This is a genomic window from Streptomyces sp. NBC_00354 (assembly GCF_036106915.1).
In the GTDB taxonomy this organism is placed as follows: Bacteria; Actinomycetota; Actinomycetes; order Streptomycetales; family Streptomycetaceae; genus Streptomyces.
On sequence record NZ_CP107983.1, the window covers coordinates 795047 to 813535 of the forward strand.

18 protein-coding genes, 1 pseudogene and 1 riboswitch are annotated in these 18489 nt (G+C 71.4%); of the genes and pseudogenes, 8 read left to right on the top strand and 11 right to left on the bottom strand.

Features of this window, described 5'->3' with window-relative positions:
* Positions 1 to 21 precede the first annotated feature (21 nt).
* Complete coding sequence (locus OHT74_RS03840; protein ID WP_328619315.1) at positions 22 to 699, bottom strand: TetR/AcrR family transcriptional regulator; 678 nt, start codon at positions 697 to 699, stop codon at positions 22 to 24.
* Positions 700 to 869: 170 nt separating this feature from the next.
* Between OHT74_RS03840 and OHT74_RS03845 the strand changes: the two genes are divergently transcribed.
* The 3 genes from OHT74_RS03845 to OHT74_RS03855 all read left to right on the top strand — a co-directional run bounded on the left by OHT74_RS03845 (position 870) and on the right by OHT74_RS03855 (position 2948).
* Positions 870 to 1901 carry a medium chain dehydrogenase/reductase family protein gene (locus OHT74_RS03845; protein ID WP_328623249.1) on the top strand — a complete coding sequence of 344 codons (1032 nt, stop codon included), beginning with the start codon at positions 870 to 872 and terminating at the stop codon, positions 1899 to 1901.
* A 51-nt stretch (positions 1902 to 1952) separates the two neighbouring features.
* Positions 1953 to 2486, top strand: a complete 534-nt coding sequence (locus OHT74_RS03850) for an SRPBCC family protein (RefSeq protein WP_328619316.1) — start codon at positions 1953 to 1955, stop codon at positions 2484 to 2486.
* A gap of 147 nt (positions 2487 to 2633) precedes the next feature.
* Positions 2634 to 2948: a hypothetical protein gene (locus OHT74_RS03855; RefSeq protein ID WP_328619317.1), complete on the top strand. Its 315-nt coding sequence runs from the start codon at positions 2634 to 2636 to the stop codon at positions 2946 to 2948.
* A gap of 78 nt (positions 2949 to 3026) precedes the next feature.
* Here the strand turns inward: OHT74_RS03855 and OHT74_RS03860 are convergent, their stop codons facing one another.
* The gene (locus tag OHT74_RS03860; RefSeq protein WP_328619318.1) at positions 3027 to 3461 is read right to left on the bottom strand and encodes a VOC family protein; all 435 of its coding nucleotides are present in this window, start codon (positions 3459 to 3461) and stop codon (positions 3027 to 3029) included.
* A 227-nt stretch (positions 3462 to 3688) separates the two neighbouring features.
* On the opposite strand from OHT74_RS03860, the gene OHT74_RS03865 reads away from it, so the two are divergent.
* Entirely contained in the window at positions 3689 to 4114 is a 426-nt protein-coding gene (locus OHT74_RS03865; RefSeq protein WP_266660620.1) for a secondary thiamine-phosphate synthase enzyme YjbQ, read from the top strand.
* A 46-nt stretch (positions 4115 to 4160) separates the two neighbouring features.
* Here the strand turns inward: OHT74_RS03865 and OHT74_RS03870 are convergent, their stop codons facing one another.
* From OHT74_RS03870 to OHT74_RS03895, 6 genes and pseudogenes are all read right to left on the bottom strand, one after another.
* Positions 4161 to 4943, bottom strand: a complete 783-nt coding sequence (locus tag OHT74_RS03870; RefSeq protein WP_328619319.1) for an enoyl-CoA hydratase — start codon at positions 4941 to 4943, stop codon at positions 4161 to 4163.
* Between the two features lie 4 nt (positions 4944 to 4947).
* Positions 4948 to 5853: a 3-hydroxyisobutyrate dehydrogenase gene (gene mmsB, locus OHT74_RS03875; RefSeq protein WP_328619320.1), complete on the bottom strand. Its 906-nt coding sequence runs from the start codon at positions 5851 to 5853 to the stop codon at positions 4948 to 4950.
* The gene (locus tag OHT74_RS03880; RefSeq protein ID WP_328623250.1) at positions 5850 to 6872 is read right to left on the bottom strand and encodes an enoyl-CoA hydratase/isomerase family protein; all 1023 of its coding nucleotides are present in this window, start codon (positions 6870 to 6872) and stop codon (positions 5850 to 5852) included. The genes mmsB and OHT74_RS03880 overlap by 4 nt, the downstream gene beginning before the upstream one ends.
* 19 nt (positions 6873 to 6891) lie before the next feature.
* Positions 6892 to 7590: pseudogene (locus OHT74_RS03885) on the bottom strand (aldehyde dehydrogenase family protein); the annotation flags it as partial.
* 228 nt (positions 7591 to 7818) lie between these two features.
* A riboswitch (cobalamin riboswitch) is annotated at positions 7819 to 7997 on the bottom strand.
* Positions 7998 to 8070: 73 nt separating this feature from the next.
* Positions 8071 to 9489, bottom strand: coding sequence for a short-chain fatty acyl-CoA regulator family protein (locus OHT74_RS03890; protein ID WP_328619321.1), 1419 nt, complete (start codon positions 9487 to 9489; stop codon positions 8071 to 8073).
* A gap of 193 nt (positions 9490 to 9682) precedes the next feature.
* Entirely contained in the window at positions 9683 to 9859 is a 177-nt protein-coding gene (locus tag OHT74_RS03895) for a hypothetical protein (RefSeq protein WP_328619322.1), read from the bottom strand.
* Between OHT74_RS03895 and aceA the strand changes: the two genes are divergently transcribed.
* From aceA to OHT74_RS03910, 3 genes are all read left to right on the top strand, one after another.
* Entirely contained in the window at positions 9858 to 11144 is a 1287-nt protein-coding gene (gene aceA / locus OHT74_RS03900) for an isocitrate lyase (RefSeq protein WP_266660635.1), read from the top strand. The two genes, OHT74_RS03895 and aceA, sit on opposite strands and share 2 nt — an antisense overlap.
* A gap of 97 nt (positions 11145 to 11241) precedes the next feature.
* Positions 11242 to 12834: a malate synthase A gene (gene aceB / locus OHT74_RS03905; protein ID WP_328619323.1), complete on the top strand. Its 1593-nt coding sequence runs from the start codon at positions 11242 to 11244 to the stop codon at positions 12832 to 12834.
* Positions 12831 to 13709, top strand: coding sequence for a 3-hydroxybutyryl-CoA dehydrogenase (locus OHT74_RS03910; protein WP_328619324.1), 879 nt, complete (start codon positions 12831 to 12833; stop codon positions 13707 to 13709). Before aceB ends, OHT74_RS03910 begins: the two co-directional genes overlap by 4 nt.
* A gap of 91 nt (positions 13710 to 13800) precedes the next feature.
* Here the strand turns inward: OHT74_RS03910 and OHT74_RS03915 are convergent, their stop codons facing one another.
* The gene (locus tag OHT74_RS03915; protein ID WP_328619325.1) at positions 13801 to 14541 is read right to left on the bottom strand and encodes a class E sortase; all 741 of its coding nucleotides are present in this window, start codon (positions 14539 to 14541) and stop codon (positions 13801 to 13803) included.
* A 98-nt stretch (positions 14542 to 14639) separates the two neighbouring features.
* On the bottom strand, positions 14640 to 15257 hold the full coding sequence (locus OHT74_RS03920) for a CatB-related O-acetyltransferase (protein WP_266660644.1): 618 nt from the start codon (positions 15255 to 15257) through the stop codon (positions 14640 to 14642).
* A 385-nt stretch (positions 15258 to 15642) separates the two neighbouring features.
* Between OHT74_RS03920 and OHT74_RS03925 the strand changes: the two genes are divergently transcribed.
* On the top strand, positions 15643 to 16992 hold the full coding sequence (locus OHT74_RS03925; RefSeq protein WP_328619326.1) for a (2,3-dihydroxybenzoyl)adenylate synthase: 1350 nt from the start codon (positions 15643 to 15645) through the stop codon (positions 16990 to 16992).
* An 84-nt stretch (positions 16993 to 17076) separates the two neighbouring features.
* On the opposite strand, the gene OHT74_RS03930 is transcribed toward OHT74_RS03925, so the two are convergent.
* Positions 17077 to 18426 carry a YhgE/Pip domain-containing protein gene (locus tag OHT74_RS03930; protein ID WP_328619327.1) on the bottom strand — a complete coding sequence of 450 codons (1350 nt, stop codon included), beginning with the start codon at positions 18424 to 18426 and terminating at the stop codon, positions 17077 to 17079.
* Between the last annotated feature and the right edge of the window lie 63 nt (positions 18427 to 18489).

Here is an 18489-nt window from a genome sequence, read left to right on the forward strand (position 1 = left end):
CGTGCGGGGGGTGCGTGCGGGTCAGCGCGTGGTCAGGCTGTCCACCTCGGCCTCGAAGAGCAGGGCGGGGTCCAGGCCCATGCCGGTGAAGTGGCCCGCCAGCTCCAGGGACAGCACGCCGTGCAGGCGGGTCCAGAAGGCCAGGGCCAGGCGCAGGGCCGGCGGCGGGGCGTCCGGGTGGCTCGCGGCCCACTCCCGGTGGCCGGCCAGGTGGCCCTCGAAGGCATGGGGCTCCGCACCCGGGGCGGGGTCCGGCCCGGCGGCTGCACAGGCGTCGAGCAGGACGGACATCATCTCCGAGGCGATCGCGGTGATGTCCTGCGGCGCGTGATAGCCGGGCACCGGGGTGCCGTAGACGAGGAAGTAGCGGTGCGGGTCCTCCAGGGCCCAGCGACGGAGCACCTTCGCCAGCGCGCCGAGGCCGGGTCGGCCCGCTCCGCCTTTCCCCCCGTCGCCGGCGGCGATGAAGGCGTCGGCGAGGCTGCGGTACGCGTCGCGGATGAGTTCGGTGATGAGCTCGTCACGGTTGGCGAAGTACCGGTACAGCGCCGGTCCGCTCATGCCCATCTGCTTGGCGATCGCATTGAGGGAGAGCGCGGAGGCGCCGGATCCGGCGATCTGCTGCCAGGCCTTTTCCTTGACCTCCTCGCGCACCTGCTGCCGGTACCGCTCACGGGGGGTCTTCGTACTCCCGGTCATGCCCGCCACCCTCTCATGGCCCGTCACACCAACTGTTCGTTAGAGGCTATCACCATCGGCAGGACCACTCGCGATCGGACGAGCCACTCCCTTGACATCGGCGATACAGCAACTCATTCTAGTTATAGCTTCTAACGAACACGAGATGCCGAAACAAACTGGAGGTCATGATGAACACCGCCGAGCTGATCCAGATCGTTCTCCCGGGCAAGGTCGAGCCGGAAGGCCTGGAGCTGCACCGGGGACCGGTCCCGGTACCGGCCGCCGGGCAGGTCGTGGTCGCGATGGAGGCGACGGGCGTGTCGTTCGCCGAGCAGCAGATGCGCCGCGGCCGGTACTACGACCAGCCCGCGTTCCCCTTCGTCCCCGGATACGACCTGGTCGGCAGGGTGCTGGCCGTGGGCGCAGGCGTCGGCTCCGGCCTGCTCGGCCGGCGGGTGGCCGCGCTGACGAAGACCGGAGGCTGGGCAAGCCACATCGCGCTCGACGCCGCCGACGTGGTGGAGGTACCCGACGGCGTCAGCGCGGTGGACGCGGAGACCGCGGTCGTCAACGGCATCACCGCCTGGCAGATGCTCCACCGCAAGGCCCGGGTGCACGCAGGGCAGACCGTCCTGGTCCACGGCGCCAACGGCGGTGTCGGCTCGATCCTGGTCCAGCTGGCGCTCGCCGCGGGCGCCCGGGTGATCGGTACCGCCTCCGCCCGTCACCACGACGCGCTGCGCGACCTCGGGGTGGCCCCCGTCGACTACCGCTCCGGCGACGTTGCCGCACGGGTACGGGCCCTTGCCCCCGGCGGGGTGGACGCGGTGTTCGACCACGTCGGCGGCGAGGGCATCGTCGATTCCTGGCGGCTCCTGGCCCCCGGCGGCACGCTCGTCTCGTACGGCAGCGCCGCCACCCGCGACGACGAGGGCTCCGGCTCGTCGCCGATCCTCAAGCTCCTGGGCCGGGTGTGGCTGTGGAACGCGCTGCCGAACGGCCGCCGTGCGTACTTCTTCAACGTGTGGGCCGGCCGCGCCTACGCCAAGAACCGCTTCCGGGCGCGCCTGCGCTCCGACCTCACCCAGGTGTTCACGGCGCTGCAGCGCGGTGAGATCACCGCCAAGGTCGCGGCCGAGATCCCGCTGGCCCGCGTCGCCGAGGCGATGCGCCTGGCCGAGTCGGGGACGGTCGCCGGGAAGGTCGTCCTCGTCCCCTGACCCGCCGACCCCTCGCCGTCACCGCTCCCCCACTTCCCCAGGAGAACCGCCATGCTGACCACCCTGCTCGCCCAGACCGCTGCCCTGCCCCTCGCGTTCACGATCGGCATCTCCGGCACCGGCGCCTCCCATCATCCCGTGGAGATCGACCACGACGCCCCGGTGATCACGCGCGACGACATCGTCATCCATGCGCCGCTGCACAAGATCTGGAAGATCCAGACCGACGTCGAAGCCTGGCCGGCGTGGCAGCCCGAGGTCATCGAGGCGACCAAGCGCACGCCGGGCCCGCTGCGGGCCGGCTCCGTGTTCCGCTGGTCCGTCCACGGCCTCGCCGACATCGACTCCACCGTCCGGCAGGTCGTACCGCAGCGCCGGATCGCGTGGGGCGGACCGGCGCAGGGGATCACCGCGGTCCACGTATGGACCTTCACCCAGCGCAAGGACGGGGTGCACGTCCACACCGAGGAGTCCTGGGCCGGCGCGCCCGTCAACGCCGACACCCCCGCTCTCCAGCAGGCGCTCGACGCCTCGCTCGACACCTGGCTCCACCGCCTGAAGGCCAAGGCCGAAGACCGGGCCTGAGCCCCGTCAGCCCATTGGCCGCCATGGTGAGCTGCTCGTACGAACCGGGCGGGATACCGGCCGCGGCACGGCGGCGACCACGCAGGATCGCCGGACCCGCCGTAACGTGGAAGGGTCAGAGGACTGCGTGGTGAGGGGCGATGCGCCATGACCTGGGCTTCGTGGACAACGACAGGGGTGTTCGCCGGACGCGGCGGAGTGAGCACCGACGAGGCGGGGGTCCTCAGCGGGGACCTGACCGTGCACACCACCTGGTCGGGCCAGGAGGCCCAGGTGGCCGTGCAGTACACCGGCGGCTCGGACTGGTTCACCGTCACCGGAAGTCCGGTGCCCTGCGCCTCCGAGGACGGCAGCCGCTTCCTGCACCAGGCCGTGGTGGACGCCGTACGCACCGGCGGGGCCGCCACCGTCCCCCGCAACCTGCCGGCAGACGCCCACGAGGGCGGGCCAGGGCCGGCCTAGCAGCTTCCGGATCACCCTCAGCCGGTCGTCGTCGACGCGGTCGGCGCCCACCTGCCGGGGGACGGCGACCCTCGCCGCTCAGTCGAGACAGAACTCGTTGCCCTCGATGTCCTGCATCAAGAGGCACGACTCGTTCTCGTCATCGGCCAGCAGCAGTCGCCCGCGTACCGCGCCGAGCGGGACCAGTCGTGCACATGCGGCCTCAAGTGCGGCCAGTCGCTCTTCACCCACGAGCCCGGTGCCGACCCGCACGTCAAGATGCACCCGGTTCTTGACGATCTTGCCTTCGGGAACGCGCTGGAAGAACAGTCGCGGGCCTGCACCCGAGGGGTCGGCGCATGATGCGTACGCTGCACCCTGATGGTCAGGCGGCGTAGCGCGATCGAAGTCGTCCCAGGTGGCGAACCCCTCCGGCGGCGGTGCTACGTACCCCAGCACTTCGGACCAGAAACGAGCGACGCGCTCGGGTTCTGCGCAGTCGAAGGTGATTTGGACCTGCTTGATCGATGGCATCGGTCCAGCATAGAGGCGGGGCCTTCGTCGTCCCCACGGGCCCGCCCCTGGCCAGGCTGTGGCACATGCGGCAGACGACTTCGGGAACGTCGCATGCGCGCAGGTGAGTTGTAGCCACGCCAAGGCCGGCGCCCCGGCCGGGTTGGCGGGGCTGGCGATGCGGACGCTGTCCGCGGTCCGGGGCGCGGCGCCGTGGCCGCGCCGCGGTGCCCGGCGAGGATGGGCCCATGGCAGACACCTTCACCACACGCACGCTCGACGTGACGACGGGCTCCTCGGAGACCGTGCACGACCTGACCGCGGCTTGTACGGAGTTCCTGCAGGACGCCTCCCGGGGCCGCGACGGACTGCTCAACGTGTTCACTCCGCATGCGACGGCCGGGCTGGCCGTCATCGAGACGGGCGCCGGCAGCGACGACGACCTGCTGGATGCCCTGCGTACCCTGCTGCCCGCCGACGACCGCTGGCGCCACCGGCACGGCTCCCCGGGGCACGGCCGCGACCACGTACTGCCCGCGTTCGTACCGCCGCACGCCACGCTGCCGGTGGTGCGGGGCAGGCTGGCCCTGGGTACCTGGCAGTCCGTCGTACTGGTCGACACCAACCGCGACAACCCCCACCGCACGGTACGGCTGTCCTTCCTGTCCTCGTAGCCGTCCACCGGTTCCCGATCGGTGGGGGGTGCGGCGTCAAGGCGGGTCAGCGGTGGGTGAAGTCCGGAGCGCGCTTGTCGACGAAGGCGGACATGCCCTCCTTCTGGTCGGCGGTGGCGAACACCGCGTGGAAAAGGCGGCGTTCGAAGCGGACGCCCTCGGCAAGGGTGGTCTCGAAGGCCCGGTTCACGGCCTCCTTGGCCATCATCGCGACGGGGGCGGACATCGCCGAGACGGTTTCCGCGACGGTGAGGGCCTCGGCGAGCAGCTCCTCGGCCGGGACGATGCGGGAGACCAGCCCGGCGCGCTCCGCCTCGACGGCGTCCATCGTCCGGCCGGTCAGGCAGAGTTCCATGGCCTTCGCCTTGCCGACGGCCCGGGTGAGCCGCTGGGAGCCGCCGATGCCCGGGATCACGCCCAGCTTGATCTCCGGCTGGCCGAAGACGGCGGTGTCGGCGGCGAGCAGGATGTCGCAGAGCATGGCGAGTTCGCAGCCGTCGCCCAGCGCGTAGCCGGAGACGGCCGCGATGGTGGGGGTGCGGACGTTGCCGAGGCGGTCCCAGGCGGTGAACCAGTCGGTGAGGTACATGTCCATGTACCCCTGCGGCTGCATCTCCTTGATGTCGGCGCCGGCCGCGAAGGCCTTCGCGGAGCCGGTGAGGACGATGCAGCCGATCTCCGGATCCCGGTCCAGCGCCTCGGTGGCGGCCACGACCTCGTTCATGACGTGGAAGTTGAGGGCGTTGAGCGCCTTCGGCCGGCTGAGGGTGAGGAGGGCGGTGCGGCCTTTGCGCCCGACGAGGATCGTCTCGTACGGGGTGTCGGTCATGAGGTCATCCGTTCTGTGCTGCGGCGGCTTCGCGCAGGGTGTGGACGATGGCGGAGAAGTCCTGGTCCGCTCCGGCGCCTTCGGCGAAGGCGGCGTACATGTCGGCGGCGCGCAGCCCGAGTCCCGTGTCGATGCCGCCCGCGCGCAGGGCATCGGCGACGAGTCCGAGGTCCTTGGCCATGAGGGGGGCGGCGAACCCGGGGCGGTAGTCGCGGTTGGCGGGGCTGGCCGGGACCGGGCCGGGGACGGGGCAGTTGGTGGTGAGAGCCCAGCACTGGCCGGAGGCGGTGGACGCGACGTCGTAGAGCGCCTGGTGGGACAGGCCGAGGCTCTCACCGAGGACGAAGGCCTCGCTGACCGCGATCATCGAGATGCCGAGGATCATGTTGTTGCAGATCTTCGCCGCCTGCCCGGCGCCGGCGCCCCCGCAGTGCACCGTCTTCCTGCCCATGGCCGCCAACAGCGGTTCCGCCTGGGTGAATTCCGGCTCGCCTCCGCCGGCCATGAAGGTGAGGGTCGCCGCCTCGGCGCCCATGACGCCGCCCGATACGGGGGCGTCCAGGGCCCGGTGACCGGCCGCGACCGCCGCCTCGTGGGCGGCGCGGGCGTCGGCGACGTCGATGGTGGAGCAGTCGATGAACAGGGTGCCGGGCTTCGCGGCCGCCAGCAGTCCCTCGTCCCGGTAGAGGGCGAGTACGTGGCGTCCCGCGGGCAGCATGGTGATCACCACGTCCGCCTCCGCGGCGGCCGCCCCTGCGGAGTCCGCGATCTCCACCTCGGCCGCCGCGGCGGCGGCCCGCGCATCGGGGACGAGGTCGAAGCCGAGTACGCGGTGGCCGGCGGCCGTGAGGTTGGCGGCCATCGGGCCGCCCATGTGACCGAGGCCAATGAAGGCGATGACGGTGGTCACCAGGGCACCTCCTGAAGGGAGTCGGCGGCAGCGAGGTTCAGTTCGCGGTCGGCGCCGATCGGGGCGAAGGAGCGGGCGACGTCGCTCTCGCCGACCTCGGCGAGGTGGGCGGGCGACCAGCGGGGGCTGCGGTCCTTGTCGATGACCTGGGCCCGGATGCCCTCGACCAGGTCGGGCGAGCGCAGGGCGTGGCAGGAGACCCGGTACTCCTGCTCCAGGACCCGTTCCAGCGGGCCGAGCCGACGGGCACTGCGCAGTGCGGCCAGGGTGACCTTCAGCGCCGTCGGGGACTTGGCGGCCAGCGCGGCGGCCGCCTCCTCGGCCGCCGGTACGCCGCTGCCGATGAGGCGGCCGACGATCTCCTCCACCGTGTCGACGGCGTAGCAGTGGTCGATCCACTCCCGGTGGGCGGGCAGTTCACCGGGCGGCGCCTCGCCGACATGCGGCGCCAGGGCGTCGCGTACGGGCTCCTGCCCGAGCCCCGCCACCAGCGCGCCGAGCCGCTCGGCCGGCACGAAGTGGTCGGCGAGGCCGCAGAGCATCGCGTCGGCGGCGCCGACGGGCGCGCCCGTCAGGGCCAGGTGGGTGCCGAGCTCGCCGGGGGCCAGCGCGAGCAGGTAGGTGCCGCCGACGTCGGGGACGAAGCCGATGCCGGTCTCCGGCATGGCGACGCGGGAGCGTTCGGTGACGATCCGCACGGTTCCGTGGGCCGAGATGCCGACGCCGCCGCCCATGACGATGCCGTCCATCAGGGCGACGTACGGCTTGGGGTAGCGGGCGATCAGCGCGTTGAGCCGGTACTCGTCCCGCCAGAAATCGGCCGAGGCGCTGCCGCCGGAGCGGGCGTCCTCATAGATGGCGCGGATGTCGCCGCCCGCGCACAGTCCGCGCTCGCCTGCGCCGGAGATCACCACCGTTTCCACCGCGGGGTCCTCCCACCAGGCGGTGAGGGCCTCCTCGATGCGCAGCACCATGGGGTGGGTGAGTGCGTTGAGGGCCTTGGGGCGGTTGAGGGTCAGCCGGCCGGCCCGTCCCTCGGTACGCGGCGATCGGGGTGGAGCCCACGAAGCCCAGGGCCTGGACGCGCGGGTCCTCGAGGAGGGTGTCGACCGCTTCCCTGCCGCCGTTGACGACGTTGAGCACGCCCGGCGGCAGACCGGCCTCCAGGAACAGCTCGGCGAGGCGCAGCGGTACGGAGGGGTCCCGCTCGGAGGGCTTGAGGATGAAGGCGTTTCCGCAGGCCAGGGCCGGGGCGGCCTTCCACAGCGGGATCATCGCGGGGAAGTTGAAGGGGGTGATCCCGGCGACGACGCCGAGCGGACTGCGCAGCGAGTGCACGTCGATGCCGGTGCCGGCGTTGTCCGTGAACTCGCCCTTGAGCAGGTGCGGGATCCCGGCGGCGAACTCGACCACCTCCAGGCCTCGTTGCAGGTCTCCGTGGGCATCGGCGACGGTCTTGCCGTGCTCGGAGGACAACAGCCGGGCCAGCGCGTCGCGTTCGCCCTCGACGAGCTGGAGGAAGCGCAGCATGACCCGGGCGCGGCGCTGCGGGTTCCACCGGCCCCATTCGGCCTGCGCTTCCTAGGCGTTGGTGATCGCCGCCTCGGTGTCGGCGCGCCCCGCCAGGGGGACCCTGGCCTGGACGGCGCCGGTGTTCGGGTCGTAGACGTCGTCGAAGAGCCCGGACGTGCCGGTGGTGTGCTTTCCGCCGATGAAGTGGGTGAGTTCACGGACCATCGAAGCCTGCTCTCGTCAGGTGAGGATCCGAGGAAGGCGCGGCGAGGGCGCGGTACGGCACCGATCGGGGTGCGCACCGCGGGGGCCGACCGCGGGACAGGGAAGGCGCGGGTGCCTTCGTCGAGTCACGAACGCGGGGACAGGGCCTCGTGGTTCGGGTACTCCGCCGGATCACCTGGGCCGTGGTCGCGTACCGGTGCCATGCGTGTCTTCTCCATCCTCGTGGACAACACGGAACACCCCACGGCCGGTATCCTGACTCCCGGATCAGCGCGCGCTCTCCGGCCTTCCCGACGGATGGATTCCGTCAGTGGCCTGAACTGCTGAAGAGCACACTCCCCGGTCACAGTGGCGGGACCGCGCCGGATTCACACCGGCTTCCCTGCACCGCGGGTTGTCACGAACATATAGTTGGACGTCCAAGTAAGTCCACCCCCACCCACGGCGCGGACGTGTGAACGACCCCCGGGAGCGGAGGCCCTACTCGGCGACCCGGTACGGGACGAAGGTGCTGCTGTTCTCGTCGACGGCCAGCGGGCGCCCGAGCGGCGGGACGGCGCGCTGCGGGCACTCCAGGCGCTCGCAGATCCGGCAGCCCATGCCGATGGGCGTGTCGGCGGAGGTGTTGTCCAGGTCGAGGCCGTCGGAGTAGACGAGCCTCGAGGCGTGCCGGATCTCGCAGCCGAGGCCGATCGCGAAGGTCTTGCCGGGTTCGCCCCAGCCGCCCCGGTGGCGGGTGATGGCGCGGGCCGTCCACAGGTAGCGCTGCCCGTCCGGCATGGCGGCGACCTGGACGTGGATGCGGCCGGGTGCGGCGAAGGCCTCGTACACGTTCCACAGCGGGCAGGTGCCGCCCGCGCGGGAGAAGTGGAATCCGGTCGCGGACTGCCGCTTGGACATGTTCCCGGCGCGGTCGACGCGCACGAACGAGAAGGGGACCCCGCGCAGCCTGGGGCGTTGGAGCGTGCTCAGGCGATGGCAGACCGTCTCGTAGCCGAGGCCGAAGTGGTCGGTGAGCCGCTCGATGTCGTAACGGAATCCCTCGGCGGCCGTATGGAAGGCGCTGTACGGGAGGATCAGCGCGGCGGCGAAGTAGTTCGCGATGCCGATCCGGGCGAGGCCGTGCGGGGTGGAACCGGCGGGGAAGTCCTCCGAGGCGAGCCGGTCCAGCTCCTCGCCGTACTCGAGCAGGGCCAGCTGCGTGGCCATCCGGAAGGCCTGCTGGCCCGGCCTCAGGCGGGCGGAGAGCTGGAGCACGCGGCCGGATTCCGCGTAGTGGTGCAGCCGCTCGGAGCCGGCCGCCGAGTCGCCGGCGACCACGACCCGTACGCCGTGCCGGTCCGCCAGCCGGGCGGAGAGGGCGTGGACGACCTCGCCTGGCCGGATCCCGATGGTGCGGGCGAGATCCTCGGCGGCGAGGTCGGTGTCGTGGAGGTAGTTCTGGCGGCGGTAGAAGAACTCGCGGATCTCCTCGTGCGGGGAGAGGGGCCCACCGCCGCCGCCGTCCCCGTCGCGGCAGTCCGCGACTCCGGCCAGGCCCTCGGCCAGCCGCTGGCTGCGCCGGCCGAGGTCCAGCAGCACCTGGGCGACCGCGGGCATCCGCGAGGCCAGTTCGGCGAGGTCGGAGGTGGAGACCCGGGCCTCGGCGACCTCCCCGGCCAGCGCCTCGCGCAGGTCCGCGACGAGGCGGCTGGTGTCCCGCTCCGAGAAGAAGCCGGGGTCGACGCCGAAGGCCTCGGTCAGCCGCAGCAGCACGGGCACGGTCAGCGGGCGGGAGTCGTGCTCCATCTGGTTGAGGTAGCTGGGCGAGATCGCGAGCACCCGGGCCAGGTCGGCCTGGCTCATCCGCCGCTCCTCGCGCAGCCGCCGCAGCCGCGCTCCCGCGTACGTCTTGCTCACGACGCCCCCTCGTGTCCCGCGCCGGCCTGGCTCGGGAGTCGGCATCGGCCGACCTTTGCAGACTTGGCAAACCCGCGCGAAAAGATGCGCAGAACTTAGCAGACATCCCATCTTGATGGCACTGGGTGTCATTGGGAGAGTCGTCCTGCGGCCCGCCGGACTCGGCGGCCGGCACGGAACAACCGGGCACGATTCATGCCCTGATGTCGGCGATCCCGGCAGGTTCCGGCTGGGTTCGACAACATTGCTCAGCTCGTTCCAGGCACGGACGGCGGGCCGCGACCACCACGAACGGCACACAGTGCCAAGCCTTTGCACCTTTGACGTACAGGCGCAGCTCAATCGACATCATGGAGACGGTGACGGTCATGGCAGACACGAACACGACGGCAGCGGCAGCGGACCTCGCCGAGCGCTGGGCGAGCGACCCGCGCTGGGCCGGCATCGAGCGGACCTACTCCGCCGAGGACGTGGTCCGGCTCTCCGGCAGCGTCCGCGAGGAGCACACCCTGGCCCGGCGCGGCGCCGAGCGGCTGTGGCGACAGCTCCACGAGCGGGACTACATCCACGCCCTCGGTGCCCTGACCGGCGGCCAGGCCGTCCAGCAGGTCCGGGCCGGCCTCCAGGCCATCTACCTCTCCGGCTGGCAGGTCGCCGCCGATGCCAACCAGGCCGGGCACACCTACCCGGACCAGAGCCTCTACCCGGTCAACTCCGTGCCCCAGGTGGTCCGTCGGATCAACAACGCCCTGCTGCGCGCCGACCAGATCTCCACCGCCGAGGGCGGCGCGGACGGCATCGACTGGCTGGCGCCGATCGTCGCCGACGCCGAGGCCGGTTTCGGCGGTCCCCTGAACGCCTTCGAGCTCACCAAAGCCATGATCGCGGCGGGTGCGGCCGGCATCCACTACGAGGACCAGCTCGCCTCCGAGAAGAAGTGCGGCCACCTCGGCGGCAAGGTGCTCGTCCCCACCTCGCAGCACATCCGCACCCTGAACGCGGCCCGCCTGGCCGCCGACATCGCGGACACCCCGACCCTGATCATCGCCCGTACGGACGCCCTCGCCGCGAACCTGCTGACCAGCGACGTCGACGAGCGCGACGCGCAGTTCGTGACGGGTGAGCGCACCGCCGAGGGCTTCTACCGCGTCCGGAACGGCATGGCGCCGGTCATCGCCCGCGGCCTCGCGTATGCCCCGTACGCCGACCTCATCTGGGTCGAGACCGGCACCCCGGACCTGGCCCAGGCCCGCGAGTTCGCCGAGGCCGTCCACGCCGAGTACCCGGACCGGATGCTCGCCTACAACTGCTCGCCCTCCTTCAACTGGAAGGCCTCCCTGGACGACGACCAGATCGCCAAGTTCCAGCGGGAGCTGGGCGCAATGGGCTACCGCTTCCAGTTCATCACCCTGGCCGGCTTCCACTCCCTCAACCACGGCATGTTCGACCTCGCCCGCGGCTACGCCGAGCACGGCATGACCGCGTACGTGGACCTCCAGGAGCGCGAATTCGCCGCCCAGGAGCACGGGTTCACCGCCGTCAGGCACCAGCGCGAGGTCGGCACCGGCTACTTCGACCTGGTCTCCACCGCCGTCCACCCCGCCTCCTCCACCACGGCGCTCGCCGGCTCCACCGAGGAGGAGCAGTTCCACTAGGAACCCCGCCCGTCAGGCACCTCATCCCTCGGCCCGTGTTCCGGAGGGCCGGACGCACCGTCCCGTCCGGCCCTCCCCTCCCCGGAGGAGACCCACCATGTCCACCCATGCACCGACCCGCACCGTCCAGGTCCACGGAACGCCGGGCGAGCGCCACGAGGAGATCCTCACCCCCGCGGCCCTGGACTTCATCGGCCGCCTCGACGCCGCCTTCGCCCCGCGACGGCTCGAGCTCTTCAAGGAGCGCCAGCGCCGGTACACCAACCTGGCCGCGGGCTCGCCGCTGGACTTCTCCCGCGCCACCTCGGCCGTCCGCGCCGACCCCGGCTGGCGGGTGGCCCCGCCCGCGCCCGGCCTGACCGACCGCCGCGTCGAGATCACCGGACCGCCGGACCGCCGGATGACCGTCAACGCCCTCAACTCCGGTGCCCGGGTGTGGATGGCGGACTTCGAGGACGCCACCGCGCCCACCTGGGACAACGTCATCGGCGGTCAGCTCAACCTGCTGGATGCTTGTCAGCGGCGCATCGACTTCACCACCCCCGAGGGCAAGGAGTACCGCCTCGGCGCGGACCTCGCGACCATCGTGGTCCGCCCCCGCGGCTGGCACCTCACCGAGGAGCACCTCACGGTCGACGGCCGACCCGTCCCGGCCTCGCTGGTCGACTTCGGCCTGTACTTCTTCCACTGCGCGCAGCGGCAGATCGATGCCGGGTACGGCCCGTACTTCTACCTCCCCAAGCTGGAGAACCGGTACGAGGCCCGCCTCTGGAACGACGTCTTCCTGCTCGCCCAGGAACTCCTCGGCATCCCGCGCGGCACCGTCCGGGCCACCGTCCTCATCGAGACGATCACGGCCGCGTTCGAGATGGAGGAGATCCTCTACGAGCTGCGCGAGCACAGCTCCGGTCTCAACGCAGGCCGCTGGGACTACCTGTTCAGCCTCATCAAGAACTTCGGGCACCGCACCGACTTCCTGCTGCCCGACCGGGCCAAGGTCACCATGACCGCCCCGTTCATGCGGGCGTACGCCGAACTGCTCGTCCGTACGTGCCACAAGCGCGGCGCCCACGCCATCGGCGGCATGGCCGCGCACGTACCGGGCAAGGACGCGGCCGCGAACGAAGCGGCCCTGGCCAAGGTGCGGCTCGACAAGGAGCGCGAGGCCGAGGACGGCTTCGACGGCTCCTGGGTCGCCCACCCGGGTCTGGTCCCCGTCTGCCGGGAGGTCTTCGACGGCGTCCTGGGCGAGCGCCCGCACCAGATCGACCGCACCCGCGAGGACGTGAGCGTCCGCGCCTCGGACCTGCTGTCGGTCCGCCGCATCAGCGGACCGCCCACGACGGAGGGGGTGCGCGCCAATGTGGCCGTGTCCCTGCGGTACTTCGATGCCTGGCTGCGCGGCAGCGGGGCCGTGGCCCTTTACGGGCTGATGGAGGACGCGGCCACCGCCGAGATCGCCCGTGTCCAGCTCTGGCAGTGGCTGCGCCACCGCCTCGTCACGCGGGACGAGGTGCTGCGGCTGATCGACACCGAATGCGCGGCTCTCGCCGCGGAGCGGCCCGACGCTCTGGTCGGCGAAGCGCGCGGCATCCTGGAGCGCAACGCCCTCGGCCGCGAGCTGCCCGCCTTCTTCACCCCCGACGCCTACACCCGCCACCTCGTCCGCCGTCCGGAGGCCCGCTCATGAGCACGCTCAGCTCCGAGATCCGTCGCATCGGCATCGTCGGCGGCGGCCGGATGGGCGCAGGCATCGCCGAAGTCTGCTCCCGAGCCGGCCTCGACACGGTCGTCTGCGAGGCCGACGCCACGGCTGCCCGCGCCGCCCGGGAGCGGGTCGCCGTATCGCTGGAACGCGCCGTGCAGCGCGGCAAGCTCGACCGGATCTCCGCCGAGGACGCGCTGGCCCGCCTGCTGTTCACCGGGGACCTCGAGGATCTCGCGGACCGGCAGCTGGTCATCGAAGCCGCGGTCGAGAACGCCGAGGTGAAGACGGAGATCTTCACCGCTCTCGACAAGATCGTGGAGGACCCGGAGGCGATCCTCGCCTCCAACACCTCCGCCATCCCGGTCATGACCCTGGGCATGGCCACCCGCCGCGCCGACCGTGTGCTGGGCCTGCACTTCTTCAACCCCGTGCCGGTCCTGCCCCTGGTGGAGATCGTCTCCTCCCTGCACACCACGGCGGACACCGCCGAGGCGATGGAGTCCTTCGTACGCGAGACGCTCGGCAAGACCGCGATCCGCTCGCAGGACCGGTCCGGGTTCGTGGTCAACGCGCTCCTGGTCCCCTACCTGCTGTCGGCGATCCGGATGGCCGAGTCCGGCTTCGCGACGGCCGCCGACATCGACGCCGGCATGGTGCTCGGCTGCGCCCATCCCATGGGACCGCTGAAGCTCGCCGACCTCATCGGCCTCGACACCGTCGCCGCCATCGCGGAATCCCTCTACGACGAGTTCAAGGAACCCCTCTACGCCCCGCCGCCGCTCCTCCAGCGGATGGTCCAGGCAGGGCTCCTGGGCCGCAAGACGGGCCGCGGGTTCCACACGTACGACCGGGGCTGAGGGCCCCGGTTCGCGGCCCGGGCCGAGGGTGCCCCGGGTGCTGAGGGAACGGCGGGGCGTGACGAGTGGTGTCGTCCCGCCCCGCCGTGTGTCAGCCGGCGGCCGGGGCTCCGGCGGCGGTCTTGCGCAGAACCCCTATCTTGTCGATGCGATGCTCGGGGTTGCCCCGGGCGTCGCTCCAGAAGTTGCCCTCGGCGTGGTCCTCCGGTGTGGCGCAGGTCGAGATCGTGATCATGGCCTGGGTGGGGGCCACCCCGGGTTCCCCGGGCACTGCGGCGCGCTGTTCGCCCAGCGAGCTCTCCGAGCGGAAGGACGTCTTGCGGGTCGCGACGATCTCGTAGGTGTACGCCGCCCCGCCGACGGTCACGACGACCGTGTCGCCCTTGTCGACGGAAGGCAGGTCGTGCAGCGGACCGCCTGCCGACAGGCGGTGCGCGGTGACCAGGAAATTGCCCACCTGACCGGGTCCGACCCCGCCCCGCTCGCCGTACGGACTGGCCGCCACGCCGAGGTCCTGGATACGGGTGCCGGGTGCGTCGTCGGTGGTGCCCTCGTACGGCACCACGCGCAGCCCGGCGATACCGGCAGAGGGTATGGACAACGTCGAGACCTGGGTCCGGACGGCAGCACCGGGGCTCACGGACGCCGGCACGGTAGGAGCGGCGGTGGCAGCTGCCGGGGACGGCTCCCGCGCGGGCGTGTACGTCACGGAGCCCACGGCCGGCGGAGCCACCGCACCGGCGGCGGCCGAAGGCGCGCACCCCGCCAGCAGGGCGGTCACGGCCCCGGCCAGTACGGCGGGCACGGCTCGGGACGGGAACGGCAGGAACATGGGCGCCAGAGTGACATACGGGGCAACAGGTTGATAAGGGTCCAGGTCTGTGACCTCCCTCCCGCGACTCGAGGACCACGTGATTGCCTGGCGCGCGCTCACATGCCCCGGGGGCCGGCCGGGGCGGCGGCTTCCAGGTCGTCGATGCTGCCGGACATGACGGTGCGTACGTGCCGGGTCAGGTGCTCGGCCGGCCAGTCCCACCAGGCCAGGGCGAGAAGGCGGGCGACGTCCGCCTCGCTGTACCGGGTTCGGATCAGCTCGGCCGGGTTGCCGCCGACGATGCCGTAGTCGGGGACGTCGTCGACGACGACGGCTCCGGAGGCGATGATCGCGCCGTGGCCGATGCGTACTCCGGGCATGACCGTGGCACCGTGGCCGAACCAGACGTCGTTGCCGACGACGGTGTCCCCGCGGCCGGGGAGGCCGGTGATGAGATCGAAGTGCTCGGCCCAGCCGCCGCCCATGATGGGGAACGGGAACGTCGAAGGTCCGTCCATGCGGTGGTTGGCACCGTTCATGATGAACCGGACGCCGGTGCCCAGCGCGCAGAACCTCCCGATGATCAGCTTCTCGGGCCCGTAGTGGTAGAGCACGTTGCGGGTCTCGAAGGCGGTGGGCTCGTCCGGATCGTCGTAGTAGGAGTACTCGCCGACCTCGATCAGCGGAGACGTCACCAGCGGCTTCAGGAGCACGACGCGCGGCTGTCCGGGCATCGGATGGAGAACCGAGGAGTCGGGCGAAACAGGATTCACGGTGGAACCACTCCGGACGGTCTATGCGTGCGTGGACAGTACGTCCATGATCCCGGACGTCGCGTCCGGCTTTCATCATCTGGCCCCTGGGCCGAGTTGGCTTGAACCCCGATCATTCCTGCTGGTCAGCGGTCCCTGATTGGACTATCCGCTGAGGGAATTCAGCGTCCATGGTCCGGAAAGCACATTGCTCGCGGCCAGAGGAAAGACCAAGAGTGATCAGCAGCTCGGGAGTCGCGGACGGAGTCGGGGGCCGCGGTCGTCGCGATCACCACCGCCACGCCCCCGTCAAGGCGAAACACGATCCGCAGGGCTTCCGGTTCGGAACTGGCACAGAAGGAAACGAATGGCATCCATGCTCGCCGGCTGCACGCCCTGGCCCCAGGAGTTCGTCGACCGCTACTGGGCGGCCGGACACTGGCGTGGCAACACGCTGGACAGCCTGCTGCGCGGCATGGCCCTGCAGTACGGACCCCGGACCGCGCTCGTGCACGGCGACACCCGCATCACGTACGCGAACCTGAACCGGCGCGTGGACCGCACGGCCGCCGGATTCAGGCTGCGCGGCCTCCGGCCCGGGCAACGGGTCGTCGTCCAGCTGCCGAACGTTCCCGAGTTCGTCATCACCGTGTTCGCGCTGATGCGCGTCGGCGTGATCCCCGTGTTCTGCCCGCTCTCGCACCGCGCGTCCGAGGTACCCGAGCTCGTGCGGGTCACCCAGGCCGTCGGCTACGTGGCTCCCTCGACCTACCAGGGCTTCGACCACACGGCGATGGCCGGGGACATCGCGGCCCGATGGCCTTTCCTGCGGCGGGTGTTCACCCTTGAGGCGCCGGGCGAGTCGTCCCCGTACGGCGGCCTCACGACCGACCCGTCGGGCTGCCAGTACTCCCCACTGGGCTCCATCGACGCCGCGCCCGAACCGGCGCTTGCGCAGAGCGCCGCCCAGGTGGCGTTCTTCCTGCTCTCCGGCGCTGCCGCTGCGGCGCCCAGGCTCGTTCCGCGTACCCACAACGACTACGCCTACCAGGTGCGGGCCGCCGCCGAGCTGGTGTCGCTCACCGAGAACGACGTGTACCTCGCCGCGCTGCCCGCCGAGTCCAACTTCGCCTTCGGCTGCCCCGGCATCGTCGGTACCCTCTCCGTCGGCGGCACCGTCGTCCTGGCCGAGAACCCGGCACCCGCCGAATGCCTTGCGGCCATCGAACGGGAGCGGGTCACCATCACGTCGCTGGCGCCCGCCGCCGCCCGGCTCTGGCTCGACGTACTCCCCACGGTCCGGGTCGACTTGAGCAGTCTGCGTCTCCTGCAGATCGGCGGCGCGCCCTTGCACCGGGCGACCGCCGAGCGGATGGGCGCCGAAATGGGCTGTCGCCTTCAGCAGGTCTTCGGCATGCCTGACGGTCTGCTCACGCTCACCCGGCCCGCCGACCGGGACGAGACCGTGCTCACCACGCAGGGCCGGCCGCTCTCGCCCGACGATGAGATCCGCATCGTGGACGTCGACGGCAAGGACGTCCCCGACGGGGAGCCCGGCGAACTCCTCGCCCGCGGTCCGTACACCCTGCGCGGCTACTACCGGGCGCCCGAGCACAACGCAGGCTCCTTCACCGCTGACGGGTACTTCCGCACCGGCGAACTCGCGCGGCGCACCCCGGACGGCCACCTGGTGATAACCGGCCGCCTCGATGACTGACCGGGCCCGCAGGGACCGGCACGCCTGCGGGAAGGGCGGCGGGTCCCGGCAGGTCACGTCCGCAGCGGGCAGCCGGAGGCCGTCTCAGGCCGTGGCGGGTGCTGCGGCCTCGGGGGACGCGGGAGACGAAGGGGTCTCAGCGGGGGCCCCGGCCTCGGCACCGGGCAGGGGGATGCGGTGCAGTCCCCTGCGGTCGTAGAGGGTCGTGACGACGAAGCCGAAGACCAGCGCGGCGACGAGGGCGACACCCATCGACGCCCAGGCCCGGGTCAGGCCCGCGTCGGCCTGGGCTCCGTAGTAGAGCAGGGAGCGCAGGCCCTCGGTGATCTGGCGCAGCGGCTCGAACTCGGCGAGGGCGCGGAAGAACCCGGGCAGCGCCTGCACGGGCACGGTGGCACCGGAGGAGGGGACGGCCATCGCGACGAAGACGATGGTGGCCAGCAGCATGCCGGGGGTGCCGAAGGCCGCGAACAGGGCCAGGCTGCCGATGCCGACCACCGCGATGGTGGCGACCGAGTAGAGCCACAGCAGGCCGAGGTGGGAGGCGTCCATGTCGAGGATGCCGACCGTGGCGACCTCGACCAGTGTGCCCATGACCAGTGACAGGCCGAGCATGAGCGCCATGCCGATGCCCAGGGTTCGGACGCGGCTGGTGTGCTGGACGGGTTCGCGCTTGCGGACGGGGCCGAAGTCGGTGTGCAGGTAGCCGAGCGCGGTGTCGACCTGGGAGTTGACCACGTTGGCGCCGAGCATGCCGCAGACGACAAGGACCAGCGCGTAGTAGAAGGCGCTCAGTCCCATGGCGCTGCGCGAGCCGACGGGGTGGCCGTCGGCGACGTTCACGGTCACCGGGTCGGCCAGCTTGAGCTGGGCGGCCGTCGGGAGCGGGCTCTTCTGGGCTGCGGCCTGCTTGAGGAGTTCCTGGCCGAGCTGGGCGGAGGCCGCGTGGGCGGCCTTCTGGGCGGCCTGCGAGGACATCGAGGAGCCGATGCTGCCGGCGGCCTGGTTGGTCAGTACGGTCAGGGCCGGCGGGACGGCCTTGCCCTGGGGCGCGGGCTGCGGGGCGGTGAGCCCGGTCACCGTGGTGGTGAAGTCCTTGGGTATGACGAGGGCGCCGAAGACCTTGCCCCGGCCCAGCCGCTTGTCGGCCTCCTCGCGGCTGACGAGCTGCCAGTCGATGCTCTTGTCGCCCTTGGCAGCCTTCTGGATCCCCGAGACGACCTGCTCGCCCAGGTTGACGCGGCGGCCGTTGACGTCGGCGCCGCTGTCGGAGTTGACCAGGGCCACGGGCAGGTCGCGCAGGTTGCCCCTCGGGTTGACGTTGCCCCCGACGTAGAGCAGGGCGAACAACATCGAGACCACTGCGGCGATGAGTCCCGTTCCGATCCACAACTGGGGTCGGCGGAGCACGGAGGGGGGCGTGGGATGAGGCATCGAATCTCCGGCGCGGCTGCGTTTTTTCCTTAGCTGGATACTTCAGGTATCCAGCTACTGGAT

Coding starts and splice junctions, on each gene's coding strand:
- OHT74_RS03920 (WP_266660644.1), bottom strand. CDS start 15,257: ATGCCCGGACAGCCGCGCGTCGTGCTCCTGAAGCCGCTGGTGACGTCT.
- OHT74_RS03865 (WP_266660620.1), top strand. CDS start 3,689: ATGGCAGACACCTTCACCACACGCACGCTCGACGTGACGACGGGCTCC.
- OHT74_RS03925 (WP_328619326.1), top strand. CDS start 15,643: ATGGCATCCATGCTCGCCGGCTGCACGCCCTGGCCCCAGGAGTTCGTC.
- OHT74_RS03840 (WP_328619315.1), bottom strand. CDS start 699: ATGACCGGGAGTACGAAGACCCCCCGTGAGCGGTACCGGCAGCAGGTG.
- OHT74_RS03850 (WP_328619316.1), top strand. CDS start 1,953: ATGCTGACCACCCTGCTCGCCCAGACCGCTGCCCTGCCCCTCGCGTTC.
- OHT74_RS03910 (WP_328619324.1), top strand. CDS start 12,831: ATGAGCACGCTCAGCTCCGAGATCCGTCGCATCGGCATCGTCGGCGGC.
- OHT74_RS03895 (WP_328619322.1), bottom strand. CDS start 9,859: ATGACCGTCACCGTCTCCATGATGTCGATTGAGCTGCGCCTGTACGTC.
- OHT74_RS03855 (WP_328619317.1), top strand. CDS start 2,634: ATGACCTGGGCTTCGTGGACAACGACAGGGGTGTTCGCCGGACGCGGC.
- OHT74_RS03860 (WP_328619318.1), bottom strand. CDS start 3,461: ATGCCATCGATCAAGCAGGTCCAAATCACCTTCGACTGCGCAGAACCC.
- OHT74_RS03930 (WP_328619327.1), bottom strand. CDS start 18,426: ATGCCTCATCCCACGCCCCCCTCCGTGCTCCGCCGACCCCAGTTGTGG.
- OHT74_RS03915 (WP_328619325.1), bottom strand. CDS start 14,541: ATGTTCCTGCCGTTCCCGTCCCGAGCCGTGCCCGCCGTACTGGCCGGG.
- OHT74_RS03845 (WP_328623249.1), top strand. CDS start 870: ATGAACACCGCCGAGCTGATCCAGATCGTTCTCCCGGGCAAGGTCGAG.
- aceA (WP_266660635.1), top strand. CDS start 9,858: ATGGCAGACACGAACACGACGGCAGCGGCAGCGGACCTCGCCGAGCGC.
- OHT74_RS03870 (WP_328619319.1), bottom strand. CDS start 4,943: ATGACCGACACCCCGTACGAGACGATCCTCGTCGGGCGCAAAGGCCGC.
- aceB (WP_328619323.1), top strand. CDS start 11,242: ATGTCCACCCATGCACCGACCCGCACCGTCCAGGTCCACGGAACGCCG.